Source organism: Cupriavidus laharis, assembly GCF_914271435.1.
GTDB classification, from domain to species: domain Bacteria; phylum Pseudomonadota; class Gammaproteobacteria; order Burkholderiales; family Burkholderiaceae; genus Cupriavidus; species Cupriavidus laharis.
The window spans coordinates 362,101-379,178 of sequence record NZ_CAJZAI010000001.1; the positions used below are offsets into that span (position 1 = coordinate 362,101).

The 17,078-nt window shown below is 60.3% G+C and carries 9 protein-coding genes; all 9 read left to right on the top strand.

The genetic code is table 11. The annotated features are described in order from the left end of the window. The first annotated feature begins 365 nt into the window (after nt 1–365). Entirely contained in the window at nt 366–782 is a 417-nt protein-coding gene (locus LDO29_RS01675; RefSeq protein WP_224078057.1) for a hypothetical protein, read from the top strand. A gap of 116 nt (nt 783–898) precedes the next feature. Next, nucleotides 899–1,111, top strand: a complete 213-nt coding sequence (locus LDO29_RS01680) for a hypothetical protein (protein ID WP_224078058.1) — start codon at nt 899–901, stop codon at nt 1,109–1,111. Between the two features lie 70 nt (nt 1,112–1,181). Beyond that, on the top strand, nt 1,182–1,904 hold the full coding sequence (locus LDO29_RS01685; protein ID WP_224078059.1) for a hypothetical protein: 723 nt from the start codon (nt 1,182–1,184) through the stop codon (nt 1,902–1,904). After that, the gene (locus LDO29_RS01690) at nt 1,894–2,457 is read left to right on the top strand and encodes a BREX protein BrxB domain-containing protein (protein ID WP_224078060.1); all 564 of its coding nucleotides are present in this window, start codon (nt 1,894–1,896) and stop codon (nt 2,455–2,457) included. The genes LDO29_RS01685 and LDO29_RS01690 overlap by 11 nt, the downstream gene beginning before the upstream one ends. A 34-nt stretch (nt 2,458–2,491) precedes the next feature. Further along, a complete protein-coding gene (gene brxC, locus LDO29_RS01695) occupies nt 2,492–5,953 on the top strand; it encodes a BREX system P-loop protein BrxC (protein ID WP_224078061.1) in 3,462 nt (1,153 codons plus the stop codon). 72 nt (nt 5,954–6,025) lie between these two features. Further along, entirely contained in the window at nt 6,026–9,439 is a 3,414-nt protein-coding gene (locus LDO29_RS01700; protein WP_224078062.1) for a BREX-1 system adenine-specific DNA-methyltransferase PglX, read from the top strand. Next, nucleotides 9,432–12,311 carry a TrlF family AAA-like ATPase gene (locus LDO29_RS01705; RefSeq protein WP_224078063.1) on the top strand — a complete coding sequence of 960 codons (2,880 nt, stop codon included), beginning with the start codon at nt 9,432–9,434 and terminating at the stop codon, nt 12,309–12,311. The genes LDO29_RS01700 and LDO29_RS01705 overlap by 8 nt, the downstream gene beginning before the upstream one ends. Before the next feature lie 33 nt (nt 12,312–12,344). Further along, nucleotides 12,345–14,717, top strand: a complete 2,373-nt coding sequence (pglZ, locus tag LDO29_RS01710; RefSeq protein ID WP_224078064.1) for a BREX-1 system phosphatase PglZ type B — start codon at nt 12,345–12,347, stop codon at nt 14,715–14,717. 77 nt (nt 14,718–14,794) lie between these two features. Continuing rightward, nucleotides 14,795–16,840 carry a protease Lon-related BREX system protein BrxL gene (brxL, locus tag LDO29_RS01715; RefSeq protein ID WP_224078065.1) on the top strand — a complete coding sequence of 682 codons (2,046 nt, stop codon included), beginning with the start codon at nt 14,795–14,797 and terminating at the stop codon, nt 16,838–16,840. Nucleotides 16,841–17,078: the final 238 nt, after the last annotated feature.

Here is a 17,078-nt window from a genome sequence, read left to right on the forward strand (position 1 = left end):
GAAGTCTGACCTCTTAGCAAGAGCCAAACACCCGCCACAGGAGGCGCATTCCGCTGCATTCAGAAGACGATGGGTCGCTGGAAAGGCGTCAAAAACGCGAGTTGCAATGCTATAGGTCCACGCCGACCGGGGAAGGCGGCCTCATTTCCTCCTCGATTATCGGAGAGCTGAGCTGGAAGATGCTCCGGCCATGCGTTCCGCAGTGGTGTCATCGTGAGCGCCGCACCTGCCATTGCGCATGCACAGCACTCGGACCTGGATGCCTAACTAAGGCCCGCGCCGCCACGACGAAAATCATCCTGACTCGCCGAGGCTATACGTCAGTGCAGGAGGCATTCCTGCGCAAGGACATAGGAGAAGGTGAGGTGCAAACAACCGAGATGCTTTATTGCCCGATAACGGGCACGCGCGGCCCGGTGCCAAATACCGCTGCAGCATGGCGTGAGCGGCATCGACACACGGTCTGGGAATTCAATCCGTGGACCGGCCAGAAGCGTTCGCTGTGTGACATCGAGCAGGACCCGGATGGGCGGCTGCTGCTTCCGCCTGGCGAGGTACCAACGGCAGAGTGGGAGCGCCACGTCCTGCAGCTGATAAGAGCAGAGGGGGCGCTGGGTCAGTTCAGGCTCAGAGGATGGGAGGGTCGGCTCGACGCGCAGCGGCTCATCGTTCTGCTGCGAAAGGGAGAGCAGTCCTTGGCCTTCCGGCTGACTGAGCCGAAGGATGAAGAACGTTACTACCAGTTGTTGCGCCTTGAGGTTCTGCGATTCGCACTGCAGTAACTCACACCCGCCTTGTGCGGGTTTTTTTCTCGTCTGCCAAGTGCCGATGCCGTGACCCCATGATAAGATGGCGAATTGCTAGCGTTCTGCTAGCGTTCTGCTAGCGGAAAAGCGCAATGGCCGTTGTCAAATCTCAAGTGGTCAGTGTCAGGGTGGAGCCGCACATCAAGGCGGCGCTACAGTCGGCCGCCGAGCGGGAGATGCGTAGCCTGGCAAACATGGTTGAAGTCATGGTGGTGGCCTATTGCCGCATGCAGGGCTACCCGCTGGACGGGGTTCCCGACGACGCCCTACCGAACACGATGGCGAGAGAGTCGCACCGTGACTGAGTACCACGAGTCTATTCTCTTGAAATTAGGCTTCCGGTTTGGCATTAATGGTCCACATGCTGCTCGGACCATGATGCTGGATGACCTGCGCCTACTGCTGTCGCACACCCCGCAGCAGGCCACGCGGGCGGACTACGTCGCCGCGGTGGTCGACGACAATGTATTGGGCAAGCCCACTCGCAAGGCGCGAGAGCTCGCTCTGCGTCACCTTGCGACGCTTTACGCGCTGGACCCCATCAATCCTATTTTTCGTGCACTGCGCCGACTGTGGCCGTTGGAGGAAGGCGCGCAGCCGCTGCTTGCGCTGGCCGTTGCATTGGCGCGCGACCCGCTGCTGCGTGGCACGCAGTCGTTCGTGCTGTCGCAATCTCCGGGTGCGGCAGTCACACGCGAAGCTGTCGAGGACTTTCTCCGCGTCAGTCACCCGGACCGATTCAGCGCTGCATCGCTGAAATCGTTCGCACAGAACATCGCCGGCACCTGGACCGCCGCCGGCATGCTGAATGGGCGTGTACGCAAGGTGCGAGCCAAGCCTCAGTTGCACCCGGAATCCATCGCGCTGCTGTTGTTCCTGGGCTACCTCGAAGGGCGCACTGGCCAGCGGCTTTTCTCATCCGAGTGGATGGCCCTGCTGGATGGCTCGCCAGACGAGTTGGAGGTGCTTGCGAGTTCGGCATCTCACCGAGGGCTGCTCGTTTTTATGAATGCGGGCGGCGTGAAGGAAGTGCGCTTTCCTGGTTACCTCACCCCCGAAGAAGAACAGATTCGTCAGGAGGCTTCGCATGTCGTCTAAGGTCGCCAAATTGGTGTCTGCCTATCGCCAACACCTCACCGTGCCCTGGCAGGCAGGGCTTGCGGCCATCCAGCGCGTCATCTTCGCGGTCTATGACAAGACCGATGAGTTGCGCCTACGCGCCAATGTCGGCGAGTTCGAGCTCGCCACACAGCAAGCTGGCAAGCAATGGCTGCTGTTGGACGTAAGTAACGCCTTTCCCGAATGGATGGCGGCGCAAGAATACCGCGACGCCTACTTCGAGTCGCCCGAGGACTTGGCGGGCTACCAAACCGGCGAACTCACCGAATTCGTGGTCGACCTGAATACCAAGCTGAAGACGCGTATCGCCGCCGAAGCGGGGCCCGATACCGTCGTGGCACTGTTGGGGGTCGGCACGCTTTTCGGTCTGGCACGAGTTTCGTCAGTGGTCGAAGGCATCAAAGAAGCTGTTCAGGGACGGCTTTTGGTGTTCTTCCCTGGTGAGCACCACCCCGAGAACCACACCTATCGTCTGCTGGATGCTCGCGACGGCTGGAACTACCTCGCGGTACCGCTCCTCGCCCAAGACTGACAATCTGACACCAAGAACAAGATTAAGGACCGCCATGCTGAATAGGGACATTTACAACAAGCCCCCGAAGGAAAACCGCCTCGTTAACAACGGCGTTGCGGAAGTCTCCGAAGACCACTCCGATGCTGCCCAAGCCATCCTGCGCTACGAGCTTGAGACCTTCGTCTGCGACGGCCAGTACGAGAAAGGTCTGGAGACCATCCTCGACAAATTCCTTCTCAATCTGGACGCGGGTACTGAACAGCCAGGCGTCTGGATTTCCGGCTTTTACGGTAGCGGTAAGTCGCACTTGGCCAAAATGCTGCGCACGCTCTGGACCGACTACCAGTTCGCAGATGGCGCCACTGCCCGCAGCTTAGCCAAGCTGCCCACCGGCGTATTCGAGCATCTGAAGGAACTCAGCACCCAGGGCAAACGCCATGGAGCCTTGCACGCCGCAGCAGGCAAGCTCGGAGCTGGTGCTGGCGACAAAGTGCGGCTAGCATTGCTCGGCATCGTATTCAAGTCCAAGGGACTACCCGAGCAATACAACCAGGCACAGTTCGTCTTGTGGATGCAGCGTGAGGGCATTCTGCCCGTAGTGGAAGCCGAACTCCAAGCGGCGGGTCGCTCGCTGGCTCAGGAACTGCCGCACATGTACGTGTCCAGCCACCTAGCCAAGGCGCTGCTTAAGTCCCGGCCTGACCTTGCCCACACCGAGGCCGATGCCCGCAAGCTGCTCAAGGAGCAGTTTCCCCAAGTCACTGATGTCACCAGCGAACAGATGACCACGGCGATTGCCGACGCCCTGGCGGTCGACGGCAAGTTTCCGCTAACTCTGGTTGTCCTGGATGAGGTTCAGCAATACATCGGGGCCGATGCCGAGAAGGCTTTCCAAGTGCAGGAGGTCACCGAGACCCTGTCCAAGCACTTCAATGGCAAGCTGCTCTTCGTCGGAACCGGCCAGTCGGCGCTCTCCGGCATGCCCAATCTGCAGCGGTTGATGGGCCGTTTCCCGGTGCAAGTGATGCTCGGCGATTGGGACGTTGAGAATGTCACTCGCCAAATAATTCTTGCCAAGAAGCCCACCGCTCAGCCCGAGGTGGAGCACGTTTGGCGGGCAAACCTGGGTGAAATCTCGCGTCACCTGCGCGGCACCAAGCTCGAGCACGTCACCGACGACGAAGACGTTATGACCTCGGATTACCCGCTGCTGCCGGTACGCCGCCGGTTCTGGGAACGGGTGCTGCGCACCATTGACACCACAGGCACCGTGTCGCAGCTGCGCAGCCAATTGCGCGTGGTGCACGAGGCCGTGCTGGACACTGCCGAAGCCCCGCTGGGACATGTGGTCTCAGGCGACTTCCTCTACGACCAGATTGCCGCGAACCTAGTCTCCACCGCCCAATTGCCTAAGGAGGTGTTCGAAAACGTTCAGCGCTTCGCCGCTGGGAATGCTGACAGCCAGCTCAAGGCTCGGCTACTCAAGCTCGTCTATCTCATCAACAAGCTGCCTCCCGATGCTGCTCTGGACATCGGCCTTAAGGCCACTGAAGACGCACTGGCCGACCTGCTGGTGACCGACCTCGCGGCTGGTTCCGCTGAGCTGCGCAAGAAGCTGCCAGCACTGCTGGACGAGCTACAGAACAAGGACCGCCTCATCATGGCCTTGGTTGGCGGGAGCGGCACAGAGTACCGACTGCAGACCCGCGAATCCAGTGCCTGGTATGACGAGTTCCGTGCTCAAGAGGCCGAACTGAAGGCCGCGCCGCAGCGCGTGGAGCAAAAGCGTTCCGACTTGCTGAAAGCTCGCTTCGGTGAGGTGCTGAAGAAAGTACGCGTGGTGCAGGGCAAAGACAACGTTGAGCGCCGACTCACGCCCACCTACGACGACACCCTGCCCAAGGACAACACCCAGAACCTCTACCTATGGATACAGGACGGCTGGCAGGCGGAGGAGAAGTCCATTATCGCAGAGGCCCGGGCCAAGGCAGCCGACAACCCAACATTGTTTGCCTTCCTGCCCGCGCAGCACAAGACTGAACTCGCCAATGCTATCGTGGCCCTGGAAGCCGCGCGCACTACGCTGCAGAAGAAGGGCAGTCCCTCCACCGAAGAAGGTCGCGACGCCCAGCGCTCAATGGAGAGCCGTCAACGCGCCGCGGAGAAGGAGCTAACTGAGCTGCAGGACCAGCTCTTGGGAAGCGTGCGCGTCTTTCAGGCTGGCGGGCAAGAAGCGCAGGACGGTAACGACCTGGCCGACCGCATCAACCGCGCCGCCAAAGCTTCTGCTATTCGCTTGTACAACCAGTTCGATGCCGCCGACCACGACCAGTGGAGCAAGGTACTGGACGATGCACGAAAAGGCAATCTGGAAGCCCTCAAGGCCGTGGGTCACAGCCAGGAGGCTGACAAGCACCCCGTATGCCAAAAGCTGCTCAGCTACGTCGGTCCTGGCAAGAAGGGCGCGGAGATTCGAGACAACTTCGAGGCCCCGCCCTATGGCTGGCCGCGCGATGCCATTGATGGCGCGCTTTACGCCTTGCTGGCGGCTGGCCACCTCAAAGCCAACGATGTCACTTCCAAGTCGGTCGATGCCAAGAGCTTGGACCGGGCCAAGCTGACGCAGACGAGCTTTCAGCGGGAGAGCGTTAACATCACTCCGCCACAGCTCATCAAAATTCGCTCACTGTTCAGCACTGTGGGCGTACCGTGCCAACCTAAGGAAGAGCTGGCCAAGGTGCCTGTGCTGTTGGCCAAGCTACGCGAACAGGCAGCCAAGGCTGGCGGCTCTGCACCCGCGCCAGAAACACCCAAGCTGGCGGTCGTTGAATCCATCGAGGGCCAATCAGGGAATGCGCAACTGCTGGCGCTTTTTGACGGTTTTGATGAAATCGTTGGCCTGTCCAAGTCCTGGACACAAACAGCGGACGCTATCGCTAAGCGCCTGCCCATCTGGCGACAGCTCACTGAGCTGTTGCGCCATGCCAAAGGCCTGGGCCCCTATGCTGCGCTGAAGGCTGAAGTGGATGCAATCGAGACTCAACGGAGTCTACTGGCCGAGCCCGACCCGGTGCGGCCGCTGTTGGACAAGGTTGTGGACATGCTGCGCCAGGCGCTCAAGGCCAAGCTCGACGCGTTTCAGCAGACCTTCTCGCACCAACAGACCCAACTGCAGGCCGATGCCGATTGGGCCAAGCTCACCGACGCTCAACGTACTGAGTTGACCAAGAACCATCATTTGGCCACGCCGATTGCGGTGGCATTGGGTACGCCAGAGCAATTGCAGGATGCGCTCGACGAGTGTGACCTCGAGCACTGGGTGGCAAAGACGCAGGCCCTCTCCAATCGCTTCGAGGCGGCCCGCCATGCAGCTGTGCAATTGCTCAAGCCGAACGTTGTGCATGTGACCGTCCCACGCCGGACCCTGAACGATGAGGCAGAACTGGCGGCCTGGCTGGCGGAAGTGGAGGCCTTGTTGACTGCGAAGCTCAAACTGGGGCCGGTGGCTCTCTGAGACCCATAGAACAGAAGGACGGGGTAACTGTTGCTCGGAACCCGCGTCACGTCGCAAATAAGACATAGACATATGCCGACACACAGTATCAATAATCAGCCGCTGGCCAAAACGCTACGCACTCAGCTCGAGAATACCGTCAAGGCGGCCCGCGACATTGCGGAGAAAGGCGCCCGTGCCGTGCTGACTCAACTGGCGGTGGCGGAAGGCAAGGCGCCCGACTACCTGATTGACGAACTTAAGGGGCTGCGCCGCCGCCTGCGTGCCCACGGCCGCGCCCTGGGTGACATGAAAGCCAGCGACGAAACGCAAGGCGTTCAGCACCTGGTGTGGGAAGTGGCCTATGAGCATTGGCACCGTATGCTCTTCGCTCGCTTCCTGGCGGAGAACGGCCTGCTGATGTGGGAGCCGGGTGCTCCGGTGTCGCTGGATGACTGCCGGGACATGGTGGACAATCACCCAGACATGGCCTTGGGCGCCAAGAGCCATTGGGAACTGGCTGGCAAGCTCGCCGCCCGCATGTTGCCGCAAGTGTTCAAACCCCAGAGCCCGGTGTTCGAACTGGCCTTCGCGCCCGAGCATCAGCGCGAGCTTGAGCGTCTGCTGGCCGCGCTGCCCACGGAGGTGTTCAAGGCGAGCGACAGCCTGGGCTGGGTTTACCAGTTCTGGCAGGCCAAACGCAAGGACGAGGTGAACGCAACAGGCGACAAGATTGGCGCCGACGAACTGCCCGCCGTTACCCAACTCTTCACTGAGCCCTACATGGTGGACTTCTTGCTCCACAACTCACTGGGCGCTTGGTGGGTGACGCGCCATCCTGGCAAGACCTGCCCGGTGCCGCTGACCTACCTGCGCACCCTGGGGGATGGTACGCCCGCCGCCGGCAGGTTCGAAGGCTGGCCCGACCGACTGGCGGACTTCAAGCTTCTCGACCCTTGCTGCGGCTCGGGGCACTTCCTGGTGGCGGCTTTCTTGATGCTGGTGCCGATGCGCATGAAGGCCGAGGGCCTGAGCGCGACGGATGCAGTGGACGCTGTGCTTGCCACCAATTTGCACGGCTTGGAGCTCGACGCTCGCTGCGTGGAAATTGCTGTCTTTGCGTTGGCATTGGCGGCTTGGCGCTACCCGGACGAGAACGGCGACCCGCTGGGCGTGCGTGCGGACTTGCCCGCACCGCAGGTGGCCTGTTGCGGGCTGAAAGTAGCTGCCAAGCCCGAGGACTGGATGGCTTTGGTGCCCACCGACGCGCCCAACGCCGCCTACTTGCGGCAGGAACTGCGACTTCTCCATGCCAGCTTTGCCCAAGCGCCCTTGCTGGGCAGTTTGCTAGACCCGGCACGTAGCTTCAAGGATGACTTAGCCGCCTCAAGCCTCGAAAAGCTGCGAGAGTTACTGGAACACGCGCTGGCTACCGAATCCTCGCGCTCGCTGCAGGGTCATGGCGATGACCTTGGCGACGATACCTGGGACCTTGCGCTGACCGCACGTGGCTTGTTGGATGCGGCAAGGCTGCTAGATGGAAAATATCAATTGGTGGTGACCAACGTGCCCTATTTGGGACGTGAGGGTCATGACGACGAGTTGGTCAAGTACGCAGAGCGAGTAGCGCCAGATGCGGCAGCTGACCTCGCTACTTTGATGCTGGACAGGTGTCTTGGTCTCCTTTCTGAGGCTGGCGTCATATCCGTGGTGATGCCGCAAAACTGGTGGGTCGGAAAATCGTACGAAGATTTCCGGAAACGGATTCTCTTCTCTACTACTTGGCAATTCGCGGTGGTTCTTGGCGAGGAGGCATGGCAATCGTTCGGCAATCGTGGGCCAAATACCGTTCTGTTGACGCTGCGTGGCAACGTGCCACCTGAGAACCATTTCTTCATTGGGCTCGACGTCGGTTCACGCCCAGGAGAGGCCATCTTCACGCAGGAGAAGAAGGTCGATGTACTCGCGTCAGCAACTCAGTCGTCAGCCGAATCGCATGACAGAATCCTGCGTCGAGTCCTTCAGTCAGGCCTTGCAAAGCAAGCCGGCACAAAGGTCTCGTTTGCAGAGGTGTCCACGCTGCCGCCGTTGATTCGCTGGGTGGTATCAGGAGAGGGTTCATCAACTGGCGATGGCGACCGCTTTGCACTGTACCTATGGGAGCTACAAGACCATAAAGGCTGGCTGCCGTACATCGAACCCGGTCCCAGGGACTCACTGCATGCGGATGCAAAGCAACTATTGCGGTGGGACCACGGGAATGGCGAACTGGCAAGAAGTCCCCAGGCCCGGATTCAGAACACTGAACTCTGGTCGAAGCGAGGAATCTTGGTTGGTCGCGTCCGCGGAATCTCAGCAGGTATGTCCATAGGTGGTGCCTTTACTAAGGGTGCTGTCATGGTCTGTCCTCGCAATGACAAAGACCTGCCCGCAGTCTTTACGTTTCTGCGGTCTGCGGAATATGAGCGGCTGGTACGTGAGCGTGACCCAAGAGTCTCAGCCTCAACCAGCGTATTGACCGAGATTCCATTCGACGTAGTCAAATGGTCGGAAGAGGCCGGAAGGCTGTTTCCCTCGGGCTTGCCAGGTCTGATGACTCAGGATGCTGCTCAACTGGCATTTCACGGACACCCTCGCCCAGCCACCGACCCGCTGCAAGTGGCGGTCGCCCGTATTGCCGGCTACCGTTGGCCTGCCGAGACAGACATATCCATGAAACTGTCCGACGAGGCGCGCAACTGGATTGCCGGCTGCGAGAAGCTTGGTGAGCACACCGACGACGACGGCATAGTCTGCCTGCCCTCGGTGCGCGGGGAGCCACCCGCGCACGAGCGCCTGCTAAAGCTGTTGATTGCTGCCTGGGAGACGGTGCAGCCCGGCAGTTGGAAGCCCGCTGTTCTCGACAAAATGCTGGCCGATGCCGACTGCGCGGGCAAGAGCCTGGATGTCTGGCTGCGTGACAAGTTTTTCGAGCAACACGCCAAACGCTTTCACCATCGCCCCTTCATCTGGCACGTGTGGGACGGCCTGAAAGATGGTTTTGCCGCGCTGGTGAACTACCACCGGCTCGATGCCAAGAACCTGGAGCGCCTCATCCACACCTATCTGGGCGACTGGATTCGCCAGCAGGAAGCTGGCGTGCGCGATGGTGTCGATGGTGCCCAGACCCGCCTGGCCGCCGCCCAGGACCTAAAGCGCCGCCTAGAGCTCATCCTCGAAGGCGAGGCCCCGTACGACATCTTCGTGCGCTGGAAGGCCCTGGCTGAACAACCCATCGGTTGGAACCCCGACCTCAACGACGGCGTCCGCCTGAACATCCGCCCCTTCATGACCGCCGACGCGCTGCGCCACAACAAGAAGCCCAAGCTCAACATCACGTGGGACAAGGACCGCGGCAAGGACGTTGAAAGCTCCCCTTGGTTCAAAGTGTTCAAGGGCGAGCGCATCAATGACCACCATTTGACGGTAACGGAAAAGCTGGCGGCAAGGGAGGCAAGCCGTGACTAACTATGAAGGGATGCGGTGGCTCAAGTGCGACTTTCAGGTGCAGACACCCGAGGACGGCGCGCACTGGGCCGATGACGACACTCGATTGGGCGAGCCGCGCCGGCCGATGATTGTGCCCGCACCCGATGCGAATGGCGTGGTGGGTCCGGTCAAAGCGGACGAACAGCGCCTGCAGGAAGTTGCCCGCGCTTACCTTCATCGATGCCATGCGGTTGGCTTGGAGCTAATTGGAGTCACCGACCACAACTTTTCCCAAAGGACTGACCCGCGGGACTGGTTCCTCACCCACCTGGTTGAACAGAACAAGTCGGTTGCCAAGGAACTAGGGCGGAGGCCGCTCTATATCCTGCCTGGCTTCGAGGTCGACATCGGCTACCACGTGCTCTGCCTATTTGAGCCGGCAACGAAAGCTAGCCATGTGTGGCGGGTGAACAGGCTGCTGTGCAAGCTGGGATTGGATGAGAACGAGCGCTTCCGGCAAGGTCGTCCGATGCCGCTGCGGAGGAATGGCGCAAACGTCAGCCTGAAGGAGCTCATCGAACTGGTTCAAGAGCAGCACAAAGGCATTGTGATTGCGGCGCACTCAGACCAGAACGACGGGCTATTGAATGACCCTCGTCATATGGATGACTATAAGAACCACAAGCTTCTGGCATTGGAGGTCACGTCCAGTCCGCCCACCAGGCGCGTCCTCGACATCATAGAGGGCAGAGACAGGGCCTGGGCGCGGTCGGACTGTCATCCAGCCTACGTAATGTCGTCGGATGCAAAATCTCTCAAGCAGGACGAGCATGGTGCGCCCATCGCCAACTCGCTGGGTTACCGCCATACCTGGCTCAAGATGTCCAAGCCGTCCATCGAGGCACTGCGCCAGGCATTTCTGGACCCGTTGTCGCGCATTCAACTGGTTGGCCAACGGCCGAGCGATGCGCTGACGCATCCACGCATTACGAAGGTTGCGGTGACAGGAGCAAAGTTCCTGGAAGACCAAGAGGTGCACTTCTCCGAAAGCTTCAATTGCGTCATCGGCGGTCGCGGCAGCGGCAAATCGTCGCTTCTGGAGTACATCCGGTTTGCTTTGAGCCAAGACGAAGGGGTTCCTGAAGCTAACGAGCAGGACCGCGGGCTCCAACGCAAGCGAAAGCAGTTGAGAGAGTCGCTGCCAGTGGCGGCAGAAGTAAGGGTGACGTTCGAGGTGGGCAACGGCGTCCGCGACACCTTGGTCTATCGACCCGGTCGAGCTGACGGACCGCAGCGCTGGCTGGATGGGCGCGAGGTTGCAGACCTGCAGACCGTGTTGCGTCAATTGCAGTTGCAGTTCTTCAGCCAGGGCGAACTGAGCCAGATGACCAATGGCGTGCAAGGGCAAGCCCAAGTGTTGTCGCTCATCGACGCTGCGGTGGGCATTCCGCTGCTCGAGCTCAACGCCCAAGAGCGTGAACTTAAGGCGCGACTGAAGGCCTTGTTCCAGAGCACCCGGGACGCGGTGCGCCTGCAAGCTGAGTTGAGCGAAACCAAGCAGGAAGCGGTGGAGTTGGAGCGCCAGCTCAAGGCGCGCGAGGCCGTGCAAGACGACTCCAGCCAGAACCAACTGGCTTTGGAGGCGCGACGCAATCTCGAGAGGATGAGGGGTGCCGATTCACCCATCATCGAAACCATTGAACAGGTTCTGGCGGAATTGGCGAAGCCGAATGAACCATTGCTTGCGACCGCTGGAGAGTGGCCCAATGCCAAATGGTTTGCTTCCACCGCAGAACGCATGCTGCAGGCAAGAATCGACCTGGCCACCGCCATCGGCCGCGCACTGAACGACTATAGGCAAGTTACTGCGACGTGCCTGAGTGCCGAAGCAGTGCAGCCGACGCTAGATGCCATCGATGCTGTCCAGGCACGGTTCAAGGCGGCCTGTGCCGAGCGTGGAATTCGCGAGGATGACATCGCGCGGATGCAAGAATTGGAGGACAAGCGGCAGGCGAAGTTGACGCTGGTCGAGGAACGTCAGAAGCGGTTGACGGATGTGCAGAAGGAAGCCGACAAGTTCCCGCAGATGTTGGAAGAACTTCACGCGGTATGGAGGGCGCAGTTCGCTGCTCGCAGCGCGACAGCGACGGCAATTCAAGCTTCTGTCGCATCTCAAACGGTGCACTTGGCTACCGCGTACATGGCCGATGAGGCGTCTTTCAGGACGACCTGGGCACGACTCGCACCACAAGACAAGCGCGGAAAGCTTGCGCGGCGGTGGGACGAAATTGGCGAGGACCTGTTTCGTACGTGGCAGCAAAGCGCTGATGCCTCAGCGTGGGAAACGGTTGAGGCGGCACGACAGGACCCACTGCTGCTGCAGGTTTTGCTCACGGCTGGCTTCGAAGACCTTCACCAATTGCTCTTCACTCACCTTGATAGCGACAACGTCCGCCCATTATGGGAGGACGTCCGCATCTCACGCGTGAGCGACGGCATCGATGTCCAGCTTCTGCGTGAGGACGGCACCGTAGCCGGCTCCATGAGCGGAGCGTTATCGGAGGGACAGCGCAATACGGTGCTACTGAACTTGATGTTGGCCCGTGGGGAGGGGCCAATCGTGATTGACCAGCCCGAGGACGAATTGGACTCGAGCTTCATTTATCGGACGCTGGTTCGGGACCTTCGCGCGGCGAAGAGCAAGCGGCAGTTGATTGTGGCGACACACAATGCCAACCTGCCCGTCAATGCCGACGCCGAAAAAATCTATGCACTGGAAGCACGGGATGGTCGTGGAAAGGCACTTTCTAAAGGCGGATTGGACCGGAAAGACGTTGCGCAAGCGGTGCTTGACATCATGGAAGGCTCAGAGCAGGCCTTCAGGCGACGCAGCGAGAAGTACCATTTCTGACCAATCAGGTGCCAAGGAACAATAAGGACAATCATGTCTCGGAAAAACAGTGGCGCAGAGCTTCCTGGACCATCTTCGCATGACTGTGTTGGCGACGCGTTGGCGACCGCAGTGATGTCGGCAGCCAAGGGCAACTCGCACACGGCGGCACCGGCCGCTGCTATCCTCTGGCCAGACAAGGACGGACACTGGCAATCTGTGTTACCTGCATTGAGGAAGCTGTTGCCCAGCCTGTGCGTCCTTGGTCCCTATGACCACGAGCATCGTAGCGGTCCCGCCATCTGGCTGAAGTGTGCAATTTCCGGCGTCCTTGCGGACGTCAAACTCGACGGTGTGCCCGTAGTCTACCTACACGGCGTCAGCCGCGCTGACCTGCGCGCTATCGAAAGCTGCCCGCGTGACCTTCAGCCCCTGGCGGAACTGCAATACCGCGGCGCATTTTGGAGCCAGGCTAACACCAAGGACTGGACTCTGAGTGCCTTTCTTGCATCGAAGCACGGTGGTCTGGGTCTCGACGTGGCGCAGGACAAAGCCACGCAGGAAGCCTTAGGCCAGGCGCTGGAGGCCGGCGTCCTGCTAGAACGCAGCGTGGAAGAGCTCAAGGAGCGGCAAATCAACGCCGAGTGGCTGCATAGCCTGCTGGCGCCCAATTCTACACGCGACCTGCTGGTTTGGTTGAACGACCCAGAGGGCGCTCGGAATCAGTGGGAAGGCGTTCGATGGGAGGTGTTTGCCAAGCGGTGCAAGTCGGACTTTGGCGTTGACCCCGTTTCCGACGGAACGCTTCTGGCAGCCGAGTTGTTGGCCAAAGCCCAAGGTAAATGGGCAGCCGTCGCCGAACTTTACAAGGACTCGTACACCAGCTTTCCGAAGGTGTTCGAGCTGCTTGCTAAGGTTCAGCCACCACAGATGGGGTTGTTTCCTGACCTCGACCAACTGGCCGGCTATCCGCAGGCTAACGAGCAGAGGGAGTCTGCGCTGCGAAATGCCTTGTTGGGCTGCGCCACCATGGATGCACGACAGGCACGCGCGGCAATTCTCGATGCCGAAAAGGAACATGGCATACGGCGCAGTTGGCTATGGAACCGCATGGGCCGTTCACCGCTGGCGGCGGCACTGGCGCATCTGAACAAAGCTGCCGAGCTGAGCGCGACCGTCCCCATCGGCCAGACACCGGCTGAGCTGGCCGCAAGCTACCAGCAGTCGGGTTGGCTGGTAGACGAGGCTGGACTGCACGCTCTGGGTTCTGTGCATTTGAAGGCCGATGTTGACGCCGTTTCGGCGGCCCTTCGCGCGGTCTACCTGCCCTGGGTCGAGGAAACAGCCAAGCGCCTGCAGGAGGCTATCAAGGTCGTTGGCGGACTGACCCCCTTGTCTGCAGAGTCCGTCGGGGTACAAAGCGCCGGCACCTGTACGCTGTTCGTCGATGGCTTACGCTACGATGTGGCGGTGCGCTTGCGTCAACGGCTGTCAAAGTTGGGCGAGGCGAGCCTTTCCGCTCGTTGGACTAGCTTGCCTTCGGTGACAGCTTCCGGCAAGGCCTGGTGTTCCCCCGTTGCAGACCAAGTGTCGGGCACGGCAGACGACGTTGAGTTCGAGCCTCGCGTGGCCGCAGACGGTAAGCCGCTGTCGGGCCACAATTTCCGCAAGCTGCTGGCCGAGCATGACGTACAGCCATTGGATAAGCACGAGACCGGAAACCCGCTGGGCCGTGCGTGGACCGAAGTGGGCGACCTGGACCACTACGGCCACGAGCACGGCGTACGCTTGGCGCGTGACCTGGAGACTCAGTTGGACCAAGTGGTGGAGCGGGTTGGCGAGCTGTGCCAGGCCGGCTGGCAGCGTGTGCGAATCGTGACCGACCACGGTTGGTTGCTGATTCCTGGTGGCTTGCCCAAGACCGAACTGGCCAAGCACCAGGCGGAAACCCGCTGGGGCCGTTGCGCGGTACTGAAGGAATCCGCCCACGGCACCCCGCTGACGTTCGGCTGGGATTGGTGCAAGGACGTCCAGGTGGCCTACGCCCCCGGCGTAGCCTCTTTCAAAGCGGGGGATGAGTACGCCCATGGCGGTATCAGCCTGCAGGAGTGCCTGGTGCCAGTACTAGAGCTAGAGGCAACGGGCGCGACTTCAACAGTACTGGCGGTCGCCATCAAAACAGTGACCTGGAAAGGCTTAAGATGCGTTGTCGAAGTGGATAGCGCTTCCTCAGGTTTGACCGTCGATATTCGCACCAAGGCTGCTCTGGCATCCACCTCGTTGGCGGCGAGTACAAAGTCGGTAGATGGCGGCAAGGCGAACCTGGCTGTTGCCGACGACGACCATATGGGTTCTGCTGCCGTGGTGGTGGTCCTAAGTCCAGCTGGCGACGTGCTGCAGAAGCAGGCAACCACCGTCGGCGGATGATGTTGCCTCGTTACCCCGACTCGGTAAACAAAAAGTAGGATTCTGGTTACGACCAGGGCACAAGATAGGTAGAAAAGATGCAGCTCGATGAGTTGGACAAAAAAGCTACGGCGGCCTTCGAGGGTTATGTAGTTCGGAAGGACCTGGTGCGCACGTTCAGTCGTCAGTTCCCCGTGCCCACCTATGTTGTCGAGTTTTTGCTGGGCCGGTATTGTGCGACAACGGACGAGGCAGAAATCCAAGAGGGCCTCGACATCGTCCAGCGTCAGCTGGCGTCCCGTACCGTCAAGGCGGGCGAGGAGGAGCTTTTCAAGGCCCGGGCGCGTGAGTCGGGTTCTGTGAAAATCATCGACATCATTACAGCGCGCCTGGACGCCAAGACCGACTCCTACATCGCCACACTTCCCAGCTTGCGGCTGACGGATGTCCGGCTGACACCCGAGATGGTTAAGGACAACGAGCGCATGCTGACGGGCGGCTTCTATGCCGAGGTCACGCTAGGCTACGACGCATCTATTGCGCAGGAGAAGGGTGGTCGGCCGTTTGGCGTCGACGCACTGCGTGCTATCCAATTGTCCAAGCGCGAGGTGCTGGACGTGCTGTCCAAAGGACGCGAGAGCTTTTCGACTGCCGAGTGGCGTGACCTACTGCTTCGTAGCGTGGGTTTCGAGCCGGAGACCTTGCCCGAGCGGGCCAAGGATGCGCTGCTGCTACGAATGGTGCCTTTCGTCGAGCGCAACTATAACCTGGTCGAATTGGGGCCGCGTGGCACAGGCAAGTCGCACCTGTTCCAGCAAGTCTCGCCCTATGCGCACCTGATTTCCGGCGGCAAGGCTACTGTCGCGCGCATGTTCGTCAATAACGCTAATGGGCAGCGTGGCTTGGTGTGCCAATACGATGTGGTCTGCTTCGACGAGGTGTCTGGCGTGTCCTTTGACCAGAAGGACGGTGTCAACATCATGAAGGGCTATATGGAGAGCGGCGAGTTCTCGCGCGGCAAGGAAAGCATCCGTGCGGACGGCTCCATCGTCCTGGTGGGTAACTTCGATGTGGACGTCGAGCACCAGCAGCGTATCGGGCACCTGTTCGGCCCGCTGCCGCCCGAGATGCGCGACGACACGGCCTTCATGGACCGCATTCACTGCTTCCTGCCTGGCTGGGACGTGCCCAAGCTCAACCCGAGCCTATTCACTGAGCATTTCGGGTTGGTGAGTGATTTCCTATCCGAGTGTTTCACCCAGTTGCGCAACCAGAGTCGTGTCTCGACGCTACAGGGCCGCGTCTATTGGGGGGGCGCCTTATCTGGCCGCGACCTGAATGGCGTCAATAAGACGGTTAGCGGTTTGCTCAAGCTGCTCTACCCGAACCCCGAGACGCCGGTGAGCGATGAAGACTTGGAGTGGGCGGTACGGCTGGCCCTGGAGGTGCGGCGTCGCGTGAAGGAGCAGCAGAAGCGCATCGGCGCGGCGGAGTTCCGCAACACGCATTTCAGCTACACCATAGGCGCGGAAGGCGTCGAGAAATTTGTGAGCACGCCCGAACTTCAAAGTCAGGGCGGTATTGGTGATGAGCCGCTTGAGTGCGGACAGATTTGGACACTGAGCCCCGGCGGCCAGGACGAGTATCCGGGGCTATTCCGCCTTGAAGTCAGTGAGGGGCCAGGCAGCGGTGTGAGAGTGCTCAACAATCCGGTGCCAGCTCCTTTCAAGGAATCGATTCGCTGTGCCGAGCAGAACCTCTATGCCAGGGCGCAGCAGCTAGTGGGGGACCGAGACCCTCGTTCACATGAGTTTTCTGTGCAGTTACGAGGGTTCGACGCCGCCAAATCGGGCGCCAAGACGAGCGTGGCTGCACTCATCGCGCTGGCTAGCGCATTACTGAAAAAGTCGATTCGAGGCGGCCTGGTCGTGGTAGGCGAAGTGACCCTCGGCGGCACCATCGAACCCATCCACAACGCAGTATCCCTGGCTGAGTTAGCTGTTGAGAAAGGCGCTAAGTCGTTACTTCTACCCGTGTCGTGCCGGCGTCAGCTGTTCGATTTGTCGGACGAGATGGCGACCAAGCTGGACATCGAGTTCTACCAGGATGGGCGGGATGCGCTGCTGAAGGCGATGGCGGATTGACAGCGAAGACTTGACGGAACGTACTGGCAAGAACGCTGCTGTTCGATGTCTCGCGCCACTGCGTCGTCGCCTTTAGCTTACAGTGCTGGTCAATTTCCCGTAAGGTTTCCACAGAATATACTTGCCGTAGGATTTCCGCATAGTCTGTAGCAGGGTTGCAGTGGGCTTCTCGGGCGCTGATGGCGTGCTAAAGCACTTCGAAGTCCTCACGCCGGAATGGCCCATACGCCTGGCTGCC